This is a genomic window from Streptomyces sp. NPDC096205 (genome assembly GCF_044763135.1).
GTDB lineage: Bacteria > Actinomycetota > Actinomycetes > Streptomycetales > Streptomycetaceae > Streptomyces.
This window is the reverse complement of the sequence record NZ_JBIWFS010000002.1, coordinates 323,004-343,502: the sequence shown is the minus strand read 5'-3', so window position 1 is coordinate 343,502 and position 20,499 is coordinate 323,004. Positions and strand designations below refer to the sequence as shown.

Sequence of the window (20,499 nt, the reverse complement as noted above, 5' to 3'; positions counted from 1 at the left end):
GGGCTTACTCGTCGGCAGATAGGAAAGAGAAGTTGTGCAAAATCTGTTGTGCAACTTTTCTTTCCTGTCTACGGTGAAGGGCATGACGGACAAGGAGAGGGACCGCCGGATCACCGACCTCGGCACCCTGAAGGCGCTCGCCCACCCGCTGCGGATGAGGCTCTACCGCGGCCTGACCATCGCCCGCGCCGCCACCGCCTCACAGCTCGCCGAGCAGGTCGACGAGGCGGTTTCGCTGGTCAGCTACCACCTGCGCAAGCTGGCCGAGCACGGGCTCATCGAGGAGGCCGAGGGGCGCAGCGCGGACGGCCGGGAGCGCTGGTGGCAGCCCGCCTCGGACGGGATCAGCATCCGCGACGAGGACTTCAGCGACGCGCCCGAGAAGGCCGCCGTGCACACCGCCGCGAGCCGGCTCTTCTTCGAGCAGCGCGCCGACATGTTCCGCCGCTGGCTCGACGAGCGCGCGCACTGGGGTGCCGCCTGGAACGGGGCCGCGAACTCCTCCGAGTCGACCCTCCGGCTCACGGCGGACGAACTGACCGAGCTGAACACCGAGTTGCTCGCCCTCCTGCGCAGATACGACGAGCTGGGCCGGGCCGCCGACGCCGCGGGTGACACCGAGGGCCGGGAGAACGTCGCGGTGCACACGTACGGCTTCCCCTTCCGGATCTGAGAGGACCGACATGCTCGCCACGCAGACCGGCGCCGCGGACACCACCGCCGTGGAGCGCCCCGCCCACCGGGACCCCAACGTGTTGCGCTGGCTGGGCGGTTACACCGCCTCCGCCGTCGGCGACAACGTCTACTACCTGGCCCTGTCCTGGGCCGCCCTCCAGATCGCCACCCCCACCCTGGCCGGCCTGGTGACCGCCCTGAGCGCCGCCCCCAGGGCCCTGCTGATGCTCGGCGGGGGAGTGGTCGCCGACCGCTACGGGCCGCGCCGGGTGGTGCTGGGCAGCACCGGCGTGCGCGCCCTGCTCGTCGCCCTCGCGGCCGGGCTGCTGCTCGTGACCAGCCCCGGGCTGTGGGCGCTGGCGGCCGTGGCGGTCGTCTTCGGCGTCGTCGACGCGGTGTTCCTGCCCGCCGCGGGTGCCCTGCCCGCGCGGATCGCCGGACCCGGCCAGTTCGCCCGGGTGCACGGCATGCGAGGTCTTGCCGTCCGGCTCGCCAACGTCGTCGGCGGCCCCCTCGGCGGCCTCGGCGTCGCACTGGGCGGCACCGCAGGGGCGTTCGGGCTCGCGGCGCTGCTGATCGGGGTGTCGCTGCCGCTGCTGCTGGCCGTCCGGGTCCGGCCCCTGCCCCCGGACGACACCCCGGCGAAGCGCCGCCCGGTCCTCGCCGAGCTGCGCGACGGACTGCGGCACATCCGCCGCGACCCCGTGCTGCGCCCGCTGATCCTCGCCATCGCGCTCGCCGACCTGGGCTTCGTCGGCCCGATGAACCTCGGGCTCACCGTCCTGGCCCAGCAGCGGGGCTGGGGGTCGACCGGCATGGGCTGGGTGCTCGCCGGGTTCGGGACCGGCGCCGCGGCCGCCTCACTGCTGCTCGCCTGGCGCGGCCGCATACCGCGCGCGGGACGTGTGGCCGGGCTGGCGGGCCTCGCCGGAGCCGTGGCCATCGGCGCGCTCGGCCAGGTGCCCTCCGTCGCCGGGGCGGCGGGTGTCGCCCTGCTCATCGGCCTCTCGGCCGGGCTGGCCGGCGCCCTGTCCGGTGCCCTCGTGCAGTCCCGCGCGGGAGCGGCCTACGTCGGCCGCGTCACCTCCGTCTCCACCCTGGTCGGCTTCGGCGTCGCACCGCTCACCTTCCCGTTGGTCGGCTGGGCCGTCGACCAGTGGGGGACCGGCCCGGTCTTCGCGGCCTGCGCCGCGGTGTGCGGCCTCGGCGCGCTCGTCACCCTCGGCGCGACCGGACTGCGCCGCGCCGAACTGCCCCGCTGAGGCCCTCAGATGCCGAGCTGCTTGCCCTCGTGCAGCTGGGTGATCGCGGCCTCGTCGCCCTCCAGGTCCACCTTGGCCGCGTCCTGCCGGCCGTAGAGGAACAGCAGCAGCTCCGACGGCTCGCCGGTCACCGTCACCACCGGTGTGCCGCGGCGGGCGACCACCGTCCGGCCGTCGGGGCGGCGCAGGACCAGTCCGGTGGGGGCGCCCCGGCCCATCAGCCGGGCGGTGCGCTCCAGGCGGGACCACAGGGCGTCCTGGAAGACCGGGTCCAGCTCGCGCGGCGCCCAGTCCGGCTGTGCACGGCGCACGTCCTCGGTATGGACGTAGAACTCGATCGTGTTGGACGCCTCGTCGAGCTGCTTGAGGTTGAACGGCGAGAAGCGCGGCGGGCCGGTCCGGATGAGCTGGATCAGCTCCTCGTACGGCTTGGCCGTGAACTCCTCCATCGCCTTGTCCAGGCGCGGCGCGAGCTGCTTGATCAGCAGGCCCCCGGCGGCGTCCGGCCGGCGCTCGCGCACCACCACATGGGCGGCCAGGTCGCGGGTCCGCCAGCCCTCGCAGAGGGTCGGTTCGTCGGGTCCGGCGGTTTCCAAGAGATCGGCGAGGAGGAGCCGTTCACGCTTGGCGAAGGTCGACATGCTGCAAGCCTACGACCGCGTAGAGGGTCCGCCCAGTGGACACCACACCGTCACTGTCAGTGGTGCACGGCACAATGGCACCCATGACCAGCACGCCCCCGCCCAGCAGCCTCGACCCCGAGATCGCCGCGCGCCTCAAGCGCAGCCCGGACGGCCTCGTGCCCGCGATCGCCCAACAGTACGACACCGGAGAGGTGCTCATGCTCGGCTGGATGGACGACGAGGCGCTGCACCGCACCCTCACCACCGGCCGCTGCACCTACTGGTCGCGCAGCCGCCAGGAGTACTGGGTCAAGGGCGACACCTCCGGCCACTTCCAGTGGGTGAAGTCCGTGGCGCTGGACTGCGACGCCGACACCGTGCTGGTCAAGGTCGACCAGGTGGGCGCGGCCTGCCACACCGGCGCGCGGACCTGCTTCGACGCCGACGTGCTGCTGAAGGATTCCGGTGTGACAGCCGGAGATCAGTAAGGTCAGCCGCCATGGACCTCGAGACGTTCCGCAAACTGGCCGTCGACCGTCGCGTCATCCCGGTCACCCGCAAGCTCCTCGTCGACGGCGACACCCCGGTCGCGCTCTACCGCAAGCTCGCCGCCGAGCGCCCCGGCACCTTCCTGCTCGAGTCCGCGGAGAACGGCCGTTCGTGGTCCCGCTACTCCTTCGTGGGCGTCCGCTCCGCCGCGACCCTCACCGCCCGCGACGGCCGGGCCCACTGGCTCGGCACCCCGCCCGTCGGCGTCCCCACGGACGGTGACCCGCTCGCCGCCCTGCGCGCCACCGTCGAGGCGCTGCACACCCCCCACCAGGAGGGCATGCCGCCCTTCACCGGTGGCATGGTCGGCTACCTCGGCTACGACATCGTGCGCCGCCTGGAGAAGATCGGCCCCGGTGAGCGCGACGACCTGCGGCTGCCCGAGCTGACCATGCTCCTCACCAGCGACCTCGCGGTGATGGACCACTGGGAGGGCTCGGTCCTGCTGATCGCCAACGCGATCAACCACAACGACCTCGACACCGGCGTCGACGAGGCCCACGCCGACGCCGTCGCCCGGCTGGACGCGATGGAGGCCGACCTCGCCCGCCCGGTCGCCCAGCCGCCGACCGTGCTGCCGCCGTCCGAGCTGCCCGAGTACACCGCGCTGTGGGGCGGCGCCGACTTCCAGGACGCCGTCGAGGACATCAAGGAGCGCATCCGCGCGGGCGAGGCCTTCCAGGTCGTGCCCTCCCAGCGCTTCGAGACGCCGTGCACGGCGAGCGCGCTGGACGTGTACCGGGTGCTGCGGGCCACCAACCCCTCGCCGTACATGTACCTCTTCCGCTTCGAGGGCTTCGACGTCGTCGGCTCCTCCCCGGAGGCCCTGGTCAAGGTCGAGGACGGCCACGCCATGCTCCACCCCATCGCCGGCACCCGGCACCGCGGGGCCACCCCGCAGGAGGACCAGGCCCTCGCCGACGAACTCCTCGCCGACCCCAAGGAGCGCGCCGAGCACCTGATGCTCGTCGACCTCGGACGCAACGACCTGGGGCGGGTCTGCGAGCCGGGCTCGGTGGAGGTCGTCGACTTCATGTCCATCGAGCGGTACTCCCACGTCATGCACATCGTCTCCACGGTCACCGGCAAGGTCGCCCCCGGCCGCACCGCCTTCGACGTGCTCACCGCCTGCTTCCCGGCCGGCACGCTCTCCGGCGCGCCCAAGCCGCGCGCCATGCAGATCATCGACGAACTGGAGCCGTCCCGGCGCGGCCTGTACGGCGGCTGCGTCGGCTACCTCGACTTCGCGGGCGACTCCGACACCGCCATCGCCATCCGCACGGCCCTGCTGCGCGACGGCACGGCGTACGTCCAGGCCGGCGCCGGCGTCGTCGCCGACTCCGACCCGGTCGCCGAGGACCAGGAGTGCCGCAACAAGGCCGCGGCGGTCCTGCGCGCGGTGCACACCGCGAACCGGCTCGGGCGGTAGGGCCCTTGCCCGGGCAAGTGGGGCGCTTCTCACGTCCGCCCCGGGTGACGGTTCACCCGGGGTTCGGGCGATAGTGGAGTACGTGACTGCTGTTCCTCACCCCCGTTCCGAAGCCGTACGACCCGCCCGCGCGGGACGCCGCAGCCTCGCTCTCGCCCTGCTGTTCGGGGCACTCGGCGCGGCCGTGGTGCTGCTCGGCACCCGGCAGCGCTGGTCGGAGGGCACCGCGACGGTGGCCGGCGGCGCCTTCCCGCTGACCGCGAAGGGCAGCGACGTCACCGGCGTACCCGCCGCCCTCGCCATAGTGGGCCTGGCCGCCCTCGTCGCCGTCTTCGCCGTCCGCAAGGCCGGCCGCCTGCTGGTCGCCGCCCTGCTCGCGCTCTCCGGCGCCGGCACGGTCGCCGCGGCCCTGGCGGGCGCCTCCGACAGCTCCGCGCTCGACGAGCAGGCCGCCCAGGTCTCCGGCGACACCTCCGCCACGGTCGGCTCGCTCACCCATACGGCCTGGCCCTACGTCGCCGCCGTCGGCGGCCTGCTGATCCTGCTCGCCGGGCTCCTCGCCCTGCGCTACGGCCGGCAGTGGCCCGCCATGTCCGGCCGCTACGAGCGCACCGGGGCCGCCCGCCCGCGCCGCGACCGGCAGACCACCGACCCCGACCGGCCCGAGGACCTGTGGAAGGCCCTCGACCGCGGCGAGGACCCGACGGGGGCCTAGCAGGCAGGTCCCGATGTGGTGAAACCGACGCCGTCGGAAGCCACCCCCGCGTCCCGCGCGCGCCCGCGTACAGGACAATGGACGACGAGCGTCAGGCTCACACACGCACACAGCTACGAGGAGCAAGCAATGGCGGACAGCAGCCACGGTCACGGTCACACCCCGGCCGCCTGGACGGGTGTCATCATCGCCTTCATCGGTTTCTGTGCGGCGGGCGCCTTCATGGTGATGGCGAACCCGCTCGGTTTCTGGGGAGGCATGGCGGTCGTGGTCCTCGGCGGTGTCGTCGGCCTCGTCATGCGCGCCATGGGCATGGGCGCCCCCAAGGCGGAGCCCCTGGTCATGACCAAGGCCCCCGCGGTGACGGCCCCCGTCGTCACGCGCGAGCCGGTGCCCGCGGAGAGCTGAGCCCCGTACGCCGCCCCCGCGCGGCCGCGTGACGACGCTCGCTGAACAGCACGCCGAAGGGGCGGCCCGACACCGGGCCGCCCCTTCGGCGTGTCCGGGCGACCGACCCCGTACGGCGCCCACCGCGCGCCCCCGCCGCTCCCGCGCGGCACAATGCGAGGCGTGAACGCCGACGGCCGGACCCCGGCTCCCACCGCCCGCACCGCCCAGGACAGGCCCCTGCTGCGGCTCGCCGTGCCCGCCGGCGTCCTCGCGGCCGTCGCCGGGGCCTTCGCCTACGTCGGCGCGGTCGACCCCTACGAACCCGGCCACTACCCGGTGTGCCCGCTGCTGCGCTTCACCGGCCTGTACTGCCCCGGCTGCGGCGGACTGCGCAGCGCGCACGCGTTCGTGCACGGCGACCTGCCGGCCGCCCTCCAGGCCAACGCCCCGGCCGTCGTCGCCTATCTGGGCTTCGCCGTGCTGTGGACCGTCTGGGTGGTCCGTGCGGCCCGCGGCAGACCGCTGCGCATCGACCCGCGCCCGGCGCACATGTGGGCCGTCGGGGCGTTGTTGCTGGTCTTCACGGTTGTCCGGAACCTTCCCTTCGGTGGCTGGCTGCATCCTTGATCGACGCCGGAATGTCCAGGTAGTGGGACCGCCGTCAACCGGATGCGGAGCCTTCGGCTTCCTCCGGATACCATCGCAGTGACCATTGCTTTGCCCCTGGTCGCAGGAACTGTCAACCGTCTGGAAGGGGGCCGCTCGCGTGAGTGTGCTCGACGAGATCATCGACGGAGTCCGTGCCGACCTCGCGGAGCGGCAGGCGCGCGTCAGCCTCGACGAGCTCAAGGAGCGCGCGGCGAAGGCTCCCGCGGCCAAGGACGGCGTGGCCGCCCTGCGCGGCGACGGCGTCAAGGTGATCTGCGAGGTCAAGCGCTCCAGCCCGTCCAAGGGCGCGCTGGCCGCGATCGCCGACCCGGCCGCACTCGCCGCGGACTACGAGGCGGGCGGCGCGGCCGTCATTTCCGTCCTGACCGAGCAGCGCCGCTTCGGCGGCTCGCTCGCCGACCTGGAGGCCGTCCGCGCCCGCGTGGACATCCCCGTCCTGCGCAAGGACTTCATCGTCACGTCGTACCAGCTGTGGGAGGCCCGTGCGTACGGCGCCGACCTGGCGCTCCTCATCGTGGCCGCCCTCGACCAGTCGGCCCTGGAGTCGCTGATCGAGCGGGCCGTCTCCATCGGGCTCACCCCGCTCGTCGAGGTGCACGACGAGGACGAGGTCGAGCGTGCGGTGGACGCGGGCGCCAAGATCATCGGCGTCAACGCGCGCAACCTGAAGACGCTGGAGGTCGACCGCGGCACCTTCGAGCGGGTCGCCCCGGAGATCCCCGACCACATCGTCAAGATCGCCGAGTCCGGCGTCCGCGGCCCGCACGACCTCATCGCCTACGCCAACGCCGGCGCCGACGCCGTCCTGGTCGGCGAGTCCCTGGTGACCGGCAAGGACCCCAAGGGCGCCGTCGCCGACCTGGTGGCCGCGGGCGAACACCCGGCCTTGCGGCACGGCCGGAGCTGATCACCCGCTAGGCTGACATCGATGACTCTCACCGTGACGACCGTGGACCGGTACGCCCGCCTGGCGCGTGGCTGCCGCCCCCGAGGCTGCCGTGCCCCGGCACGCAGGGTGCACGGTCGCCGGGTGCGTTATGTCATCGGTGACGAACCCGGGCAGGTGAACGGCCGTCGATGGCGTGGCTTCAGGGGCGCGGGGAACTGCGCGACCGGCCACAACGGGCCCGCAGCCGACTGACAACCCCCCGCCCCACGGCGATCAGTGTTTTTCCACGCACTCACCGTGAGGTTTCCGCATGCCCAGCGACTACTTCATCCCTGACCCCGAAGGCCAGGTCCCCTCAGCCGAAGGCTACTTCGGCGCCTTCGGCGGCAAGTTCATCCCGGAGGCCCTCGTCGCGGCGGTCGACGAGGTCGCCGTCGAGTACGACAAGGCCAAGAACGACCCCGAGTTCGCACGCGAGCTCGACGACCTGCTGGTGCACTACACCGGCCGGCCCAGCTCCCTCACCGAGGTGCCCCGGTTCGCCGAACACGCCGGTGGCGCCCGCGTGTTCCTCAAGCGCGAGGACCTCAACCACACCGGCTCGCACAAGATCAACAACGTGCTCGGCCAGGCCCTGCTCACCAAGCGCATGGGCAAGACCCGTGTGATCGCCGAGACCGGCGCCGGCCAGCACGGCGTGGCGACGGCGACGGCCTGCGCGCTCTTCGGCCTGGACTGCACGATCTACATGGGCGAGATCGACACCCAGCGCCAGGCCCTGAACGTGGCCCGGATGCGCATGCTCGGCGCCGAGGTCGTCGCCGTGAAGTCCGGCAGCCGCACCCTCAAGGACGCCATCAACGAGGCGTTCCGCGACTGGGTCGCCAACGTCGACCACACGCACTACCTCTTCGGCACGGTCGCGGGCCCGCACCCCTTCCCGGCGATGGTCCGCGACTTCCACCGCGTCATCGGCGTGGAGGCCCGCCGCCAGCTCCTGGAGCAGGCCGGCCGCCTCCCCGACGCGGCGATCGCCTGCGTCGGCGGCGGCTCCAACGCCATCGGCCTGTTCCACGCCTTCATCCCCGACAGCGATGTACGCCTCATCGGCTGCGAGCCCGCCGGACACGGCGTGGAGACCGGCGAGCACGCGGCGACCCTCACCGCGGGCGAGCCCGGCATCCTGCACGGCTCGCGCTCCTACGTCCTGCAGGACGAGGAGGGCCAGATCACCGAGCCGTACTCGATCTCGGCCGGCCTGGACTACCCCGGCATCGGCCCGGAGCACTCCTACCTCAAGGACAGCGGCCGCGCCGAGTACCGCGCGGTCACCGACGACGCGGCCATGCATGCGCTGCGTCTGCTGTCGCGCACCGAGGGCATCATCCCGGCCATCGAGAGCGCCCACGCGCTGGCCGGCGCCCTGGAGGTCGGCCGTGAGCTGGGCCCGGACGGGCTGATCGTGGTCAACCTGTCCGGCCGCGGCGACAAGGACATGGACACGGCCGCGCGTTACTTCGGCCTGTACGACACCGACGCCGAGGTCGCGGCCGACGCCGCCGACACCGCCGAGATCGAGGGGGACGCCAAGTGAGCGGGAACATCCAGCTGTTGACCGACACCCTCGCCGGTGCCAGGGCCGAGGGCCGCGCGGCGCTCATCGCCTACCTCCCGGCCGGGTTCCCGACCGTGGACGGCGGCATCGAGGCGATCAAGGCCGTCCTCGACGGCGGCGCCGATGTCATGGAGGTGGGGTTCCCGCACAGCGACCCCGTCCTCGACGGCCCCGTCATCCAGACCGCCGACGACATCGCCCTGCGCGGCGGCGTCAAGATCGCCCACGTCATGCGCACGGTCAAGGAGGCCTACGAGGCCACCGGCAAGCCGATCCTCGTCATGACGTACTGGAACCCCATCGACCGCTACGGCGTCGAGCGGTTCACCGCCGAGCTGGCCGAGGCGGGCGGCGCGGGCTGCATCCTGCCCGACCTGCCCGTGCAGGAGTCGGCGCTGTGGAGGGAGCACGCCGAGAAGCACGGCCTCGCGACGGTCTTCGTCGTGGCGCCCAGCAGCAAGGACGAGCGGCTGCGGACGATCACCGCGGCGGGCAGCGGCTTCGTCTACGCCGCCTCCCTGATGGGTGTCACCGGCACCCGCGAGTCGGTGGGCGCGCAGGCCGAGAACCTGGTGGAGCGCACCCGCGCCACCGGCACCGGCCTGCCCGTCTGCGTCGGCCTCGGCGTCTCCGACGCGGCCCAGGCCGCCGAGGTCGCCGGCTTCGCCGACGGAGTGATCGTCGGCTCGGCCTTCGTCAAGCGGATGCTGGACGCCCCGGACGCCGCGGCCGGTCTGCAGGCGGTACGCGATCTCGCGGGCGACCTCGCGAAGGGCGTGCGCGGACAGGCGTGACCGCACGCCACCGAAGAATCGGTCACTCGAACGGGTGGACCTGGGACCGGGGAGGCGCGCTGCGCCTCCCCGGTTCGTTTCCGGGGTGTGAGCGAGAAGAATCGTGACGGAAAGCGCACGGCCCGGGAGCGGCTCGCGGCCGAGCGGGAGAAGCACAAGGCCGCCGAGAAGCGACGGCGCGCCCTGATCGTGGGCGCGAGCGTGGTCTGTGTCCTGGGCCTCGCGGCCGTGATCGGCGTGGTCGCGGCGAACGCCGGCAAGGACGACGGCGGCGACAGCGCGGGCCCGGTCGTCGCGCCCTCAGGAGCCCAGGGCAAGGACGGCCTCGCCCTCCCCGTCGGCAAGGAGAGCGCCAGGTCGACGCTCACCGTCTGGGAGGACTTCCGCTGCCCGGCCTGCAAGGGCTTCGAGACGGCGTACCGCCCGACGATCCATGAACTGACCGAGGCCGGAAAGCTCAAGGTGGAGTACCACCTGGCCACGATCATCGACGGCAACATGGGCGGCAGCGGCTCCCGCAAGGCGGCGAACGCCGCGGCCTGCGCCCAGGACGCCGGGAAGTTCACGCCGTACCACGACGTGCTCTACGACAACCAGCCCGCCGAGACCGACGACGCGTTCTCCAAGGAGGACAAGCTCATCGAGCTGGCCGGCAAGGTCGACGGCCTGGACACGCCCGCCTTCCGCACCTGTGTGAACGACGGCCGGCACGACAGCTGGGTCGAGAAGTCCGCCGCCGCCTTCCGCAACGGCGGCTTCGGCGGCACGCCGACGGTCCTGCTCGACGGCAAGAACATCTACCAGGACCAGACGATGACCCCGGCCAAGCTCAAGCAGATGGTGGAGGCGGCCCAAGGCTGAACGGCGCCTGTTATGGAGCCGTAGCCGGGCCGCCCGCCGTCGGGCCCGCCCGGCACGGTAGCGTCGACCTTGCCATGGAACTTGCCTACATTCCCAGCCCGTCGCGCGGGGTGCTGCACCTCGGTCCCATCCCGCTGCGCGGCTATGCCTTCTGCATCATCATCGGCGTCTTCCTGGCCGTCTGGCTCGGCAACAGGCGCTGGATCGCCCGCGGTGGGCGGGCCGGCACCGTCGCCGACATCGCGGTCTGGGCGGTGCCGTTCGGCCTGATCGGCGGCCGCCTCTACCACGTGATCACGGACTACGAGCTGTACTTCAGCGAGGGCCGTGACTGGGTGGACGCCTTCAAGATCTGGGAGGGCGGGCTCGGCATCTGGGGCGCGATCGCGCTCGGTGCCGTCGGCGCGTGGATCGGCTGCCGTCGCCGTGGCATCCCGCTGCCCGCCTACGCCGACGCGGTCGCACCCGGTATCGCGCTCGCGCAGGCCGTCGGCCGCTGGGGCAACTGGTTCAACCAGGAGCTGTACGGACGCGAGACGGACCTGCCCTGGGCCCTGCACATCACGTCCTCCACGGACGGGCGGGAGCCGGGCTACTACCACCCGACGTTCCTGTACGAGTCCCTGTGGTGCATCGGCGTCGCGCTGCTGGTCATCTGGGCCGACCGGCGCTTCAAGCTGGGCCATGGACGGGCGTTCGCCCTGTACGTCGCCGCGTACTGCGCGGGGCGCTTCTGGACCGAGTACCTGCGCGTCGACGACGCCCACCATGTGCTCGGCCTGCGGCTGAACAACTGGACCGCGCTGGTCGTGTTCCTGCTCGCCGTGCTCTACATCGTGGTCTCCGCGAAGAAGCGGCCCGGGCGTGAGCCGGTGGTCGAGCCCGGGGCTCAGCCGGCTTCCCCGGAGGGGGACGCCGAGGGCGTGGAGCAGGACACGGTGAAGGACGAGGCGCAGGACGACGCGTCCGAGGCCGAGGCCGACGTCAAGGACAAGGACGACACAGACGCCGAGGCGGAGTCCAAGTCGGCGAAGAAGGCCTGACGGCCGGTTCTTTCGGTGCCAAGGGCGCCCGGGTTCTCCGGGCGCCCTTCGTCGTTCCCCACAGCCTGTCCGGCAGGCCCTAGCGGCGTCGGGTCAGGGCCAGCGTCGCCTGGGCGGCCTTGATCACCGCCGCATCGATGAACGTGCCGTCCGGAAGGGCCTGGGCTCCCTCCTGTGCCGCCGCTGCCTTGACGATCCGCTCGGCGTGCTCGATCTCCTCGCCCGTGGGCAGGTAGGCCCGTTCGATGACCGGGAGTTGGCGGGGGTGGATCGCGGCGCGGCCCAGGAAACCGAGGGCCCGGCCATGGGCGCAGGTGGCGGCCAGGCCGTCGAGGTCGCGGATGTCGGGGTGGACCGACTGGGGCGGAGCGGGCAGGCCCGCCGCGCGTGCGGCCACGACGATCCGCGAGCGCGACCAGTCCAGCCCGCTGTCCCCGCGTACGCCCAGGTCGGCCCGCAGATCGGCCTCGCCCAGGCCGATGCCCCGCAGGGCCGGGTGCGCGGTCGCGATGGCATGGGCGCGTTCCACACCGAGGGCCGTCTCCAGCAGGGCGTACAGCGGGGGTGTGCTGCCGGTGGCGAGGGTCGTGTGGCTGGCGACGTGGACGATCTGCTCGCGGGAGGCGACCTTGGGCAGGCGGAGGCCCGAGAGGCCCGGCAGGCCGGCCAGGGTCCGCAGGTCGGCCTCCGCCCAGGGGCCGTCCGGGGCGTTGACCCGGACATGGACCGGGACCGGGTGGTCCTCGGTGAGGAGGTCGGCCGTGGCCTCGCGGGCGTAGACCTTGCGGTCGGCGGCCACCGCGTCCTCAAGGTCGACGACGACCACGTCCGCGCCCGCGGTCAGGGCCTTCGCCACCACCTCGGGCCGGTCGCCGGGAACGTACAGCCAGGTCAGTGGGATGACCGGGCCGGGGATCACAGGGCGCCCTCCGCACGCAGGGCGGTCAGCTCGCTCTCGGTGAGGCCGAGTTCGGTGAGGACGGCCTCCGTGTCGGCGCCGTGGGGGCGACCGGCCCAGCGGATCGCGCCGGGAGTCGCGGAGAGGCGGAAGAGGACGTTCTGCATGCGCAGGGGGCCGAGGTCCGGGTCGTCGACCGTGGTGACGGTGTCCAGGGCCGTGTACTGGGGGTCGGTCATCACGTCCCGTACGTCCTGCACGGGCGCGATGGCTGCGTCCGCCTTCTCGAAGGCCTGGAGAACCTCGGTGCGGGTGCGGTCGGCGATCCAGGTGCCGACGGCCTCGTCGAGGACGTCGGCGTGGCGGGCCCGGTCGGCGCCGGTGGCGAACCACGGCTCGTCGATCAGCTCGGGGCGGCCGACCAGGCGCAGCACGCGCTCGGCGATCGACTGGGCGGAGGTGGAGACGGCGACCCAGCTGCCGTCGGCGGTGCGGTAGGTGTTGCGCGGGGCGTTGTTGGCGGAGCGGTTGCCGGTGCGCTCCTGGACGTAGCCGAGCTGGTCGTACCAGGTGGGCTGGGGGCCGAGGGCGGCCAGGATGGGCTCGATGAGGGCGAGGTCCACCACCTGGCCCCGGCCCGTGCGGTCGCGGGCGGCCAGCGCGGTCATGACCGCGTACGCCGTGGCCAGGCCCGCGATGGAGTCGGCCAGGCCGAACGGCGGGAGGGTCGGCGGCGCGTCCGGTTCACCGGTGAGCGCGGCGAAGCCGCTCATGGCCTCGGCGAGGGTGCCGAAGCCGGGGCGGCGGGAGGAGGGGCCGAACTGGCCGAAGGCGGTGACCCGGGTCAGGATCAGGCGCGGATTGGCCGCCGACAGCTCCTCCCAGCCCAGGTCCCACTTCTCCAGGGTGCCGGGGCGGAAGTTCTCGATGACGACGTCCGCGGTCCCGGCGAGCTTCAGCAGGGTGGCCCGTCCGCCGGGCCGGGAGAGGTCCAGGGTCATCGCGCGCTTGTTGCGGCCGAGGACCTTCCACCACAGGCCCACCCCGTCCTTGGCCGGGCCATGGCCGCGGGACGGGTCCGGCTTCGTGGGGTGCTCGACCTTGATGACCTCCGCGCCGAAGTCGCCGAGCATGGTCGCGGCGAGGGGCCCGGCGAAGAGGGTGGCGAGGTCCAGGACGCGCAGACCGGCGAGCGGGGCTTGCGCGGTCATGACGTGAACTGCGCGTCGATCTCGGAGCGGTACGGCATGGAGGTCGACGCCCCCTCCCGCTGCACCGACAGCGCGGCCGCCTCGGCCGCCCAGCGCAGTGCCTCCGGCATCGGGCGGCCCTCGCCGAGCGCCACCGCGAGCGTGCCGACGAAGGTGTCGCCGGCGCCGGTGGAGTCGACGGCGGTGACCTGCGGCGCGGGCACGGTGACCGGGTCGGCCCCGCGGGCGGCGTACAGACAGCCCGCCGAGCCGAGGGTGACGACGACCTCCGGGACCTCCTCCAGCAGGGCGATCGCGGCCGCGCGGGCGTCGGTGCGGCCGGTGAGGGTGGCCGCCTCGTGCTCGTTGGGCACCAACAGGTCGGTCGCCGCGAGGAGTTCGATGGGCAGCGGCTGGGCGGGGGCCGGGGTGAGGACCGTACGGATGCCGTGGGCGCGGGCGGCCTGGGCTCCCGCAAGGACGGCGGCCAGCGGGATCTCCAGCTGGAGCAGCAGGGCGTCGGCGCTGGCGATCAGGCCCTCGTCGCCGGGGGAGAGGTGGTCGACGGTGCCGTTGGCGCCGGGGACGACGACGATGGAGTTGCCGCCCTCGTCGTCCACGACGATGTGCGCGGTGCCGGAGGGGCCGTCGACCGTGCGCAGGCTGTCGGTCTCGACGCCGGAGTGCTCCAGGGTGGAGCGCAGTCTCGCGCCGAAGGAGTCGTTGCCGACCGCGCCGATCATCGAGACCGTGGCGCCGGCGTGCGCGGCGGCGATGGCCTGGTTGGCGCCCTTGCCGCCGGGGATCGTGCGGAACTCCCGGCCGGTCACGGTCTCCCCGCGTTGCGGGGCCTTCGCGACGTACGCGACGAGGTCCATGTTCGTGCTGCCGAGGACGGCGATGTGCGTCATGGGCGGGATGCCTCCAGGTGGGTGAGGTGGGCGAGGGTGTCGAATCCGGTGCCGTCGAAGTCGGCGACGGAGGTGGCCAGGCGGTTCTTCAGCGGGGCGGTCCAGTGGGCGGGCAGGGCGGCGGGGGAGCCGGCGAGGAGGGCGGCGACGCTGCCGGCCGTGGCGCCGCAGGAGTCGGTGTCCCAGCCGCCGGAGACCGCGCGGGTGATCGAGCCGGTGAAGTCGCCGTCGGCGTGGGTGAGGGCGGCGGTGATCAGGGCGGTGTTGGGCACGGCGTGGACCCAGTGGATGCCGCTGTGGTGTGCATGGAGCCGGTCCACGACCTCGTCGAAATCGGCAGTCCTGCGGGCGAGTTCGACGGCGTGGGTGACCGCCTGCGCCAGCCGGGAGCGCGGCGGGACGACCGCAAGGCCGGTGCGCAGGCAGGTGTGCACGTCGTGGGCGCCGGTGGCGGCCGTCGCGATGACGGCGGCCGTGAACATGGCCGCGTGGACGCCGTTCGCGGTGTGGGTGAGGGTCGCGTCGCGGTGGGCCTGCGCGGCGGCGGCCCCGGGGGCGCCGGGGTTCGTCCAGCCGTGGACGTCGGCGCGGATCAGGGCGCCGATCCATTCGCGGAAGGGGTTGCGGTGCCGGGCGGTGTGCGGGGGCTCGATGCCGGTGAGGAGGTTGCGGTAGGCGAGGCGTTCGGCGGTGAAGGTGCGGCCCGCCGGGAGTTCGTCGAGCCAGAGCCGGGCCACGTCCATGGTGGTGAAGTCCCGGCCGTGGCGTTGCAGGAGGAGGACGCCCAGCAGCGGGTAGTTGAGGTCGTCGTCCTCGGGCATGCCGTCGATGTTCTCGGCGAGGGAGGTGGCGGCCGAGCGGCGGTTCCAGGGGTGCTCGGCGAGCAGTTCCTCGGGGACTCCCCGGGCGGTGAAGTAGCCGGTCAGGGGCCAGTTGCCGGTGGCTCGGGCGAGTCGGCGGACCGCGTCGAGAGGCAGCTTCTCGACGGGTTTGCCCAGCAGGCAGCCGACGGCCCGGCCCAGCCAGGCGGCTTCGAGGGCGGCGGGTCGCGTCGTGGCCCTGCCGTCCGTCGGCCAGTCGGGGCACAGCGCCTTGATCGCCGCCAGGTCCGTCGGCTCCCGGTCGGCCAACGCGCTGGGCAGGTCCGCGAGTTCGTCCAGCAGGTCCTCGGCCAGGGTGCGCAGATAGCGCGAGGCCGGTTCCGGGGAGGCGCCCGCGCGCGGCGGGGCCTGCCCGCCGCCGGCCGCCCGCCATCTCGCCGCGATCGCCGACGGCTCGCGGCCGTCCTGGGCGGCCTGGGCGAGTTCATGGCCGATCAGGTCCTCGGGCTGGACCCAGGTCAGTCGGAGCACGGGGTGCCTCCCAGTGCGGCGAAGGCGCGTTCATGGGCGCGGCGGCGGTGTACGTCCCGTTCGAAGATCTCACGGGCGACCTCGGTGAGGGCCGAGGCCGGGGCCCACAGGTCCAGCCGGCTGGCCTCGGCGACCGTCTTGGCCCAGTCCGCGGGGGCCGGTGAGCCGAGGGCCCCGGCGAGGGCGCCCGCCATGGTGGCGATGGAGTCGCAGTCACGGCCGTAGTTGACCGAGCCGAGCACCGCGTGGCGGTAGTCGCCGCGCGCCACCAGCAGCATGCCCAGGGCGATCGGGAGCTCCTCGATCGCGTGCAGCCGGGAGGGGCGGCGGGCGCCGAGGGAGGGGGCCCGGTAGTCGGGGCCGACCGTGTCGTAGGGGGCGACCGCCTCGCGCAGCGGGGTCAGGGCCGACTCGAAGTCGCTGTGGCGCGCGGCCGCTTCGCAGACCTGCTCGATCGCCGCCCGGGTGCCGTCCTTCGCCAGGGACAGACAGGTCTCCACGACCGACCGCGGGGTGGCGCCCGGTGCGCACGCCGCCGCGACCGCCGCCGCGAAGACGCCCGCCGCCTCACGGCCGTACGACGACTGGTGCGCACCGGCGACGTCCAGCGCCTCGGCGTACGCGGCCGTGGGGTTCGCCGCGTTGACCAGGCCGACCGGGGCCATGTACATCGCCGCCCCGCAGTTGACGATGTTGCCGACGCCCGCCTCGCGCGGGTCGACATGGCCGTAGTGAAGCCGTGCGACCAGCCATTTCTCCGCGAGGAAGATCCGCTGGAGGGGGAGGGCCTCGGCCTCCAGCTCGGGGATCCAGCGGGGGGTGGTGATCAGGTCCGGGACCAGGTGGTCGGCGACCGCGTAGGCGTCGAGGTGGTCGCGGACGCGCGCGTACACCCGGACCAGGGCGTGGGTCATCAACGTGTCGTCGGTGACGTGCCCGTCGCCCTTGTGGTACGGCGCGATGGGGCGGGCCGTGCGCCAGTCGGCGCCGTGCCAGGGGCCCACGATCCCGTGGACGCGGCCGCCGTGGCGCTCGGCGATCTGCTCCGGGGCCCAGCCCTCGACGGGTCCGCCGAGGGCGTCGCCGACGGCCGCGCCGACCAGGGCCGCGGTGATGCGTTCGTCCAGGGTGCGGGCTTCTTCTCCTTTGGGCGTCATGCCCCGAATCATCCTCCTGGTGGGGTCGGTTGCGCGGCTTCCAGGAGTCCGGCGAGTTCCACCAGGTCGGTGCCGGTGAGACGGGGCAGCACACAGCCGGAGAGGGTGCGGCAGGCGTCCCGCCAGGGTGCGGGGACGGCGCCGGCTCCGCCGAGCGCGCCGGTGAGGGCGCCCGTGAGGGCCGGGGCCGAGTCCGCGACCCGGGACAGACAGGCCGCGGCGGGGACGGCTTCCGCGATACGGCCCTTCGCGGCCACGGTGAGGGCCAGGGCCACGGGGACCGTCTCGGCGGCGGCGATGCCGTAGCTGTAGACGTGGTCGACGATCTCGTGTTCCAGGAGGGGGATCAGGGCGAAGGCGGTGTCGGTGTCCCGGGCCAGACGCAGGGCGTGGCGGGCGTTGCGGCCGATCTCGGTGGCTTCCGGGAGCTGGGTGAGAGCCGCCCGGACGCACACCGTGACGTCCGCTCCGGCCAGGGCCTCGGAGAGGGCCGCCGCCATCGCCCGCGCGCCGTGCACCCCGTCGCCGTCCTGGGTGTAGCGGGCGTCGAACTCGGCGAGGGCGGCGGCGCGTTCGGGTGCGCCCGGGTGGACCGCGGCCAGGACACAGGCCCGTACGCAGGCCGCGTCGTCGAAGTAGTGGGGGTTGTCGTGGCCGGTGGCGGGCGGGCGCAGGCCGGCGGCGAGGTTGGCCAGTCCGGCTCGTACGGAGATACGGGCGCGCAGGTCGGTCGCCTCGGCTGCGAGGGCGTTCCAGGCGAGGTCGAGGGCTGACCTCGTACGGCGCTCTCGGTCGAGGTCGGTGCGAGTGGTGTCGTCGCCTGCGCGCAGGAGGGCCTGGGCGGTGAAGGCCGCCCATTCGGCGTCGTCGGAGGGGCCGAGGCGGAGGGGGGCCGGGGGTTGGTTGAGGGCGATGGGGACGGGGAGGGTGGTCGTGGCGTGCTGTTCGGCGAAGGTGTCCAGCTCTCGGGTGAGGCGGCGGGTCCAGTCGGGCAGCCTCGCAGCGCGGTGCCGGGCTGCGGGCCAGCCGGCGGCGTCTCCTGCGGCCAGGCCCAGGAGGAGGCCTTGGATCCTGCGGGCCTCGGCGTCCGGCGTCGCCTCTTCGTCCGGCTGCGGCGCGCTCGTCGTGTTCGGGGTCGCCTCCGTGTCCGGCGTCTCCTCCCTGTCCGGCTGCGGCGCGCTCGCCGTGTCCGGCTCTCCCGCGCCGGTCGGCAGGGTCGTTGTGGCCTGGCCCTCGTCCCATGGGGCCGGCGGCCTCATCAGGCGCTGCCCGGGGCGTCCGGTGCCAGGGTGAAGGCGCTTCGGTCGAGTGCCGGGGTCGGCTCTGGCTGGGTCAGGAGGTCTGCCACCTCCAGGACGTGGTGGCCGGCCATCGAGGGGAGGCAGCTGCCGCGGGCCGGGCCGATCGCGTCGGCCCATTCGGCCGGGATCGCGGAGGCGCCCCGTGTCGCTCCGGCCAGGGCGCCCGCCACCGCGGCCGTCGTGTCGGCGTCCCGGCCCATGTTCACGGCGGTGAGCACGGCCTCGCGGAAGTCGCCGTCGGCGGCCGCGTACGCGCCGAAGGCGAGGGCGACGGCCTCGGGGGCCAGGTCGGTCCAGGGGTAGCCGCCGATGACCACCGCGGAGCGGACCGCCCGTTCGCCGCGGTGCGCCACGGACACGGCCCTGCGCAGTGAGCGTGCCGTCCAGGAGTCGTCGGGGACGACCGCCAGGGCCGAGGCGATCACCGTGACCGGCGGGGCACCCGTCATCGCCGCGGCCACGCCCGCCGCGACCGCCTGGCCGCCGTAGATGCCCTCGCCGTCATGGCTGACCGAGCCGTCGATCGCGACCAGGCGGGCCGCCTCCGCGGGGCGGCCGGCGGCGAAGACGCCGAAGGGGGCGGCGCGCATCGCCAGGCCGTCGCTCCAGGCGTGCCGATGCTGGGCCGAGACCGGAGCCGCGAGGCCCCTGCGCAGGTTCTCCAGCGTGCCGCGCTCGCTGAAGCCCGCGCCGCGGAAGGGGCCCTCGTCGCGGTCGGCGATCCACTCGTGCCAGGCCGCCTCCACATGGGCCGGAGTGAGGGCCGAGCCGTGGCGGGCGAGCAGCAGGCCCGAGAAGATGGCGTACTCGGTGTCGTCCGTGCCGGCCGGGTGCTCGGCGACGTAGCCGGTGATACGGCCCCACCGGGCGCGGATCTCCGACGGCTTCAGGTTCTCGGCCGGGGCCCCGAGGGCGTCCCCGACGGCCAGGCCGAGCAGGGCGCCGCGGGCCCGTTCGCGGAGTTCGGCGGTGTTCCCGGATGCCGGGACCGGCGGGACGCAGGCGAGGGATGCCATACGCGGCCTCCGTTGCTGAAGGGGGTCCGCGTAGGGCGGGACCCTTTGCGGATGTGTCCCACCGACAGCGGTTGACTTCAGCCTCATCCGTCTCACTGTCACCCGGTCGACATATGTGTCACTTAGCGCTCGGATGAGCTTTCGAAGGCAAAACCGCAGGTTAGCCCAGCCTTTCCTTGCTGGCGAGGAGGAATAGAGGGTCGTACTGTGTGCGTTGTCGAAAAATAGAACGCGTCCAAAGTTAGCTTTGGCTAAGCTCAATTGGGGGGCTTCCGATGGCCATCATCGAGACCGAGGCGGTGCTGCACGAGGCGCACCGGGACAACCACACGCACCGCGACGTGAGCGGCGGCTGGCTGCGCCCCGCGGTGTTCGGTGCGATGGACGGTCTGGTCTCCAACCTGGCGCTGATGACGGGCGTGGCCGGCAGCTCCGTGAGTCAGCAGACCGTCGTGCTGACCGGGCTCGCGGGACTCGCGGCCGGCGCCTTCTCCATGGCCGCCGGTGAGTACACCTCCGTCGCCTCCCAGCGCGAGCTGGTCGAGGCCGAGCTGGACGTCGAGCGGCGCGAGCTGCGCCGGCACCCCAAGGACGAGGAGGCCGAGCTGGCTGCGCTCTACGAGTCGCGGGGCGTGGAGCCGGAGCTGGCCCGCCAGGTGGCCCGGCAGCTGTCGCGTGACCCTGAGCAGGCCCTGGAGATCCACGCCCGCGAGGAGCTGGGCATCGACCCCGGCGACCTGCCCTCGCCCACGGTCGCGGCCGTGTCGTCGTTCGGGGCGTTCGCGCTGGGCGCCCTGCTGCCCGTGCTGCCGTATCTGCTCGGCGCGACCGCGCTGTGGCCCGCCGTGCTGCTGGCCCTGCTCGGGCTGTTCGCCGCCGGGGCTGTGGTGGCCAGGGTGACCGCGCGCAGCTGGTGGTTCAGCGGGCTGAGGCAGCTCGCGCTCGGTGGTGCCGCGGCGGGTGTGACGTACGTCCTGGGCAGCCTGTTCGGAATCGCCGTAGGATGACGCGGCTGGAACTTATGCGTTGGGCCGCATAAGTAGCCGTTACTCGGTGGTTTCGAGCGCGTGACCACCGGGCATGAGCCGTAAGCGCTGTGGGCAATGAGGCCCGCGGCGCACTCGCGGGACAGGCGACGAAGCCCCACCCGCCCCTTCGGG

Annotated in this window: 22 protein-coding genes; 14 read left to right on the top strand and 8 right to left on the bottom strand. The window is 73.4% G+C overall.

Annotation, left to right across the window (positions count from 1 at the left end; all coding sequences use genetic code 11):
• Positions 1–82 precede the first annotated feature (82 nt).
• Both ACIQ6Y_RS07965 and ACIQ6Y_RS07960 read left to right on the top strand, forming a co-directional pair.
• On the top strand, positions 83–673 hold the full coding sequence (locus ACIQ6Y_RS07965; protein ID WP_404034316.1) for an ArsR/SmtB family transcription factor: 591 nt from the start codon (positions 83–85) through the stop codon (positions 671–673).
• A gap of 10 nt (positions 674–683) precedes the next feature.
• Positions 684–1,937, top strand: coding sequence for an MFS transporter (locus tag ACIQ6Y_RS07960; protein ID WP_404034314.1), 1,254 nt, complete (start codon positions 684–686; stop codon positions 1,935–1,937).
• A gap of 5 nt (positions 1,938–1,942) precedes the next feature.
• Here ACIQ6Y_RS07960 and ACIQ6Y_RS07955 read toward each other — a convergent pair whose 3' ends face one another.
• Positions 1,943–2,578: a TIGR03085 family metal-binding protein gene (locus ACIQ6Y_RS07955; RefSeq protein ID WP_404034312.1), complete on the bottom strand. Its 636-nt coding sequence runs from the start codon at positions 2,576–2,578 to the stop codon at positions 1,943–1,945.
• Positions 2,579–2,661: 83 nt separating this feature from the next.
• Here ACIQ6Y_RS07955 and hisI point away from each other — a divergent pair, with 83 nt between their 5' ends.
• From hisI to lgt, 11 genes are all read left to right on the top strand, one after another.
• Positions 2,662–3,048: a phosphoribosyl-AMP cyclohydrolase gene (gene hisI, locus ACIQ6Y_RS07950; protein WP_404034310.1), complete on the top strand. Its 387-nt coding sequence runs from the start codon at positions 2,662–2,664 to the stop codon at positions 3,046–3,048.
• An 11-nt stretch (positions 3,049–3,059) separates the two neighbouring features.
• On the top strand, positions 3,060–4,538 hold the full coding sequence (locus ACIQ6Y_RS07945) for an anthranilate synthase component I (RefSeq protein ID WP_404034308.1): 1,479 nt from the start codon (positions 3,060–3,062) through the stop codon (positions 4,536–4,538).
• A gap of 73 nt (positions 4,539–4,611) precedes the next feature.
• Entirely contained in the window at positions 4,612–5,253 is a 642-nt protein-coding gene (locus ACIQ6Y_RS07940) for a TIGR02234 family membrane protein (RefSeq protein ID WP_404034306.1), read from the top strand.
• A 129-nt stretch (positions 5,254–5,382) separates the two neighbouring features.
• The gene (locus ACIQ6Y_RS07935; RefSeq protein WP_404034304.1) at positions 5,383–5,661 is read left to right on the top strand and encodes an HGxxPAAW family protein; all 279 of its coding nucleotides are present in this window, start codon (positions 5,383–5,385) and stop codon (positions 5,659–5,661) included.
• A gap of 153 nt (positions 5,662–5,814) precedes the next feature.
• Positions 5,815–6,270 carry a DUF2752 domain-containing protein gene (locus ACIQ6Y_RS07930; RefSeq protein ID WP_404036341.1) on the top strand — a complete coding sequence of 152 codons (456 nt, stop codon included), beginning with the start codon at positions 5,815–5,817 and terminating at the stop codon, positions 6,268–6,270.
• Between the two features lie 139 nt (positions 6,271–6,409).
• A complete protein-coding gene (gene trpC / locus ACIQ6Y_RS07925) occupies positions 6,410–7,219 on the top strand; it encodes an indole-3-glycerol phosphate synthase TrpC (protein WP_404034302.1) in 810 nt (269 codons plus the stop codon).
• A gap of 21 nt (positions 7,220–7,240) precedes the next feature.
• The gene (gene trpM / locus ACIQ6Y_RS07920) at positions 7,241–7,453 is read left to right on the top strand and encodes a tryptophan biosynthesis modulator TrpM (protein WP_404034300.1); all 213 of its coding nucleotides are present in this window, start codon (positions 7,241–7,243) and stop codon (positions 7,451–7,453) included.
• Positions 7,454–7,511: 58 nt separating this feature from the next.
• Positions 7,512–8,795: a tryptophan synthase subunit beta gene (gene trpB / locus ACIQ6Y_RS07915; RefSeq protein ID WP_404034298.1), complete on the top strand. Its 1,284-nt coding sequence runs from the start codon at positions 7,512–7,514 to the stop codon at positions 8,793–8,795.
• Positions 8,792–9,610 (top strand): tryptophan synthase subunit alpha, encoded by an 819-nt coding sequence (trpA, locus tag ACIQ6Y_RS07910; RefSeq protein WP_404034296.1) that lies wholly within the window; start codon positions 8,792–8,794, stop codon positions 9,608–9,610. Before trpB ends, trpA begins: the two co-directional genes overlap by 4 nt.
• 87 nt (positions 9,611–9,697) lie before the next feature.
• Positions 9,698–10,471 carry a DsbA family protein gene (locus tag ACIQ6Y_RS07905; protein ID WP_404034294.1) on the top strand — a complete coding sequence of 258 codons (774 nt, stop codon included), beginning with the start codon at positions 9,698–9,700 and terminating at the stop codon, positions 10,469–10,471.
• A 74-nt stretch (positions 10,472–10,545) separates the two neighbouring features.
• Complete coding sequence (lgt, locus tag ACIQ6Y_RS07900) at positions 10,546–11,514, top strand: prolipoprotein diacylglyceryl transferase (RefSeq protein ID WP_404034292.1); 969 nt, start codon at positions 10,546–10,548, stop codon at positions 11,512–11,514.
• 79 nt (positions 11,515–11,593) lie between these two features.
• Here lgt and ACIQ6Y_RS07895 read toward each other — a convergent pair whose 3' ends face one another.
• From ACIQ6Y_RS07895 to ACIQ6Y_RS07865, 7 genes are read right to left on the bottom strand one after another with little or no spacing between them, the layout of a single operon-like run.
• Entirely contained in the window at positions 11,594–12,433 is an 840-nt protein-coding gene (locus tag ACIQ6Y_RS07895) for an HpcH/HpaI aldolase/citrate lyase family protein (RefSeq protein WP_404034290.1), read from the bottom strand.
• Positions 12,430–13,623, bottom strand: coding sequence for a CaiB/BaiF CoA transferase family protein (locus tag ACIQ6Y_RS07890; protein ID WP_404034288.1), 1,194 nt, complete (start codon positions 13,621–13,623; stop codon positions 12,430–12,432). Before ACIQ6Y_RS07890 ends, ACIQ6Y_RS07895 begins: the two co-directional genes overlap by 4 nt.
• On the bottom strand, positions 13,620–14,513 hold the full coding sequence (gene rbsK, locus ACIQ6Y_RS07885) for a ribokinase (RefSeq protein ID WP_404034286.1): 894 nt from the start codon (positions 14,511–14,513) through the stop codon (positions 13,620–13,622). The genes ACIQ6Y_RS07890 and rbsK overlap by 4 nt, the downstream gene beginning before the upstream one ends.
• Positions 14,510–15,865 (bottom strand): ADP-ribosylglycohydrolase family protein, encoded by a 1,356-nt coding sequence (locus ACIQ6Y_RS07880; RefSeq protein WP_404034284.1) that lies wholly within the window; start codon positions 15,863–15,865, stop codon positions 14,510–14,512. Before ACIQ6Y_RS07880 ends, rbsK begins: the two co-directional genes overlap by 4 nt.
• A complete protein-coding gene (locus tag ACIQ6Y_RS07875; protein ID WP_404034282.1) occupies positions 15,853–17,022 on the bottom strand; it encodes an ADP-ribosylglycohydrolase family protein in 1,170 nt (389 codons plus the stop codon). Before ACIQ6Y_RS07875 ends, ACIQ6Y_RS07880 begins: the two co-directional genes overlap by 13 nt.
• A gap of 8 nt (positions 17,023–17,030) precedes the next feature.
• The gene (locus tag ACIQ6Y_RS07870; RefSeq protein ID WP_404034280.1) at positions 17,031–18,281 is read right to left on the bottom strand and encodes an ADP-ribosylglycohydrolase family protein; all 1,251 of its coding nucleotides are present in this window, start codon (positions 18,279–18,281) and stop codon (positions 17,031–17,033) included.
• A complete protein-coding gene (locus tag ACIQ6Y_RS07865) occupies positions 18,281–19,339 on the bottom strand; it encodes an ADP-ribosylglycohydrolase family protein (RefSeq protein ID WP_404034277.1) in 1,059 nt (352 codons plus the stop codon). Before ACIQ6Y_RS07865 ends, ACIQ6Y_RS07870 begins: the two co-directional genes overlap by 1 nt.
• Before the next feature lie 275 nt (positions 19,340–19,614).
• Between ACIQ6Y_RS07865 and ACIQ6Y_RS07860 the strand changes: the two genes are divergently transcribed.
• Positions 19,615–20,346 (top strand): VIT1/CCC1 transporter family protein, encoded by a 732-nt coding sequence (locus ACIQ6Y_RS07860; RefSeq protein ID WP_404034275.1) that lies wholly within the window; start codon positions 19,615–19,617, stop codon positions 20,344–20,346.
• Positions 20,347–20,499 lie beyond the last annotated feature (153 nt).

What these genes read in the sequence shown, in the direction of transcription:
- ACIQ6Y_RS07965 (WP_404034316.1), top strand. Translation starts at nt 83, where the DNA reads ATGACGGACAAGGAGAGGGACCGCCGGATCACCGACCTCGGCACCCTG.
- ACIQ6Y_RS07960 (WP_404034314.1), top strand. Translation starts at nt 684, where the DNA reads ATGCTCGCCACGCAGACCGGCGCCGCGGACACCACCGCCGTGGAGCGC.
- ACIQ6Y_RS07955 (WP_404034312.1), bottom strand. Translation starts at nt 2,578, where the DNA reads ATGTCGACCTTCGCCAAGCGTGAACGGCTCCTCCTCGCCGATCTCTTG.
- hisI (WP_404034310.1), top strand. Translation starts at nt 2,662, where the DNA reads ATGACCAGCACGCCCCCGCCCAGCAGCCTCGACCCCGAGATCGCCGCG.
- ACIQ6Y_RS07945 (WP_404034308.1), top strand. Translation starts at nt 3,060, where the DNA reads ATGGACCTCGAGACGTTCCGCAAACTGGCCGTCGACCGTCGCGTCATC.
- ACIQ6Y_RS07935 (WP_404034304.1), top strand. Translation starts at nt 5,383, where the DNA reads ATGGCGGACAGCAGCCACGGTCACGGTCACACCCCGGCCGCCTGGACG.
- ACIQ6Y_RS07930 (WP_404036341.1), top strand. Translation starts at nt 5,815, where the DNA reads ATGCGAGGCGTGAACGCCGACGGCCGGACCCCGGCTCCCACCGCCCGC.
- trpM (WP_404034300.1), top strand. Translation starts at nt 7,241, where the DNA reads ATGACTCTCACCGTGACGACCGTGGACCGGTACGCCCGCCTGGCGCGT.
- trpB (WP_404034298.1), top strand. Translation starts at nt 7,512, where the DNA reads ATGCCCAGCGACTACTTCATCCCTGACCCCGAAGGCCAGGTCCCCTCA.
- lgt (WP_404034292.1), top strand. Translation starts at nt 10,546, where the DNA reads ATGGAACTTGCCTACATTCCCAGCCCGTCGCGCGGGGTGCTGCACCTC.
- ACIQ6Y_RS07890 (WP_404034288.1), bottom strand. Translation starts at nt 13,623, where the DNA reads ATGACCGCGCAAGCCCCGCTCGCCGGTCTGCGCGTCCTGGACCTCGCC.
- rbsK (WP_404034286.1), bottom strand. Translation starts at nt 14,513, where the DNA reads ATGACGCACATCGCCGTCCTCGGCAGCACGAACATGGACCTCGTCGCG.
- ACIQ6Y_RS07875 (WP_404034282.1), bottom strand. Translation starts at nt 17,022, where the DNA reads ATGACGCCCAAAGGAGAAGAAGCCCGCACCCTGGACGAACGCATCACC.
- ACIQ6Y_RS07870 (WP_404034280.1), bottom strand. Translation starts at nt 18,281, where the DNA reads ATGAGGCCGCCGGCCCCATGGGACGAGGGCCAGGCCACAACGACCCTG.
- ACIQ6Y_RS07865 (WP_404034277.1), bottom strand. Translation starts at nt 19,339, where the DNA reads ATGGCATCCCTCGCCTGCGTCCCGCCGGTCCCGGCATCCGGGAACACC.
- ACIQ6Y_RS07860 (WP_404034275.1), top strand. Translation starts at nt 19,615, where the DNA reads ATGGCCATCATCGAGACCGAGGCGGTGCTGCACGAGGCGCACCGGGAC.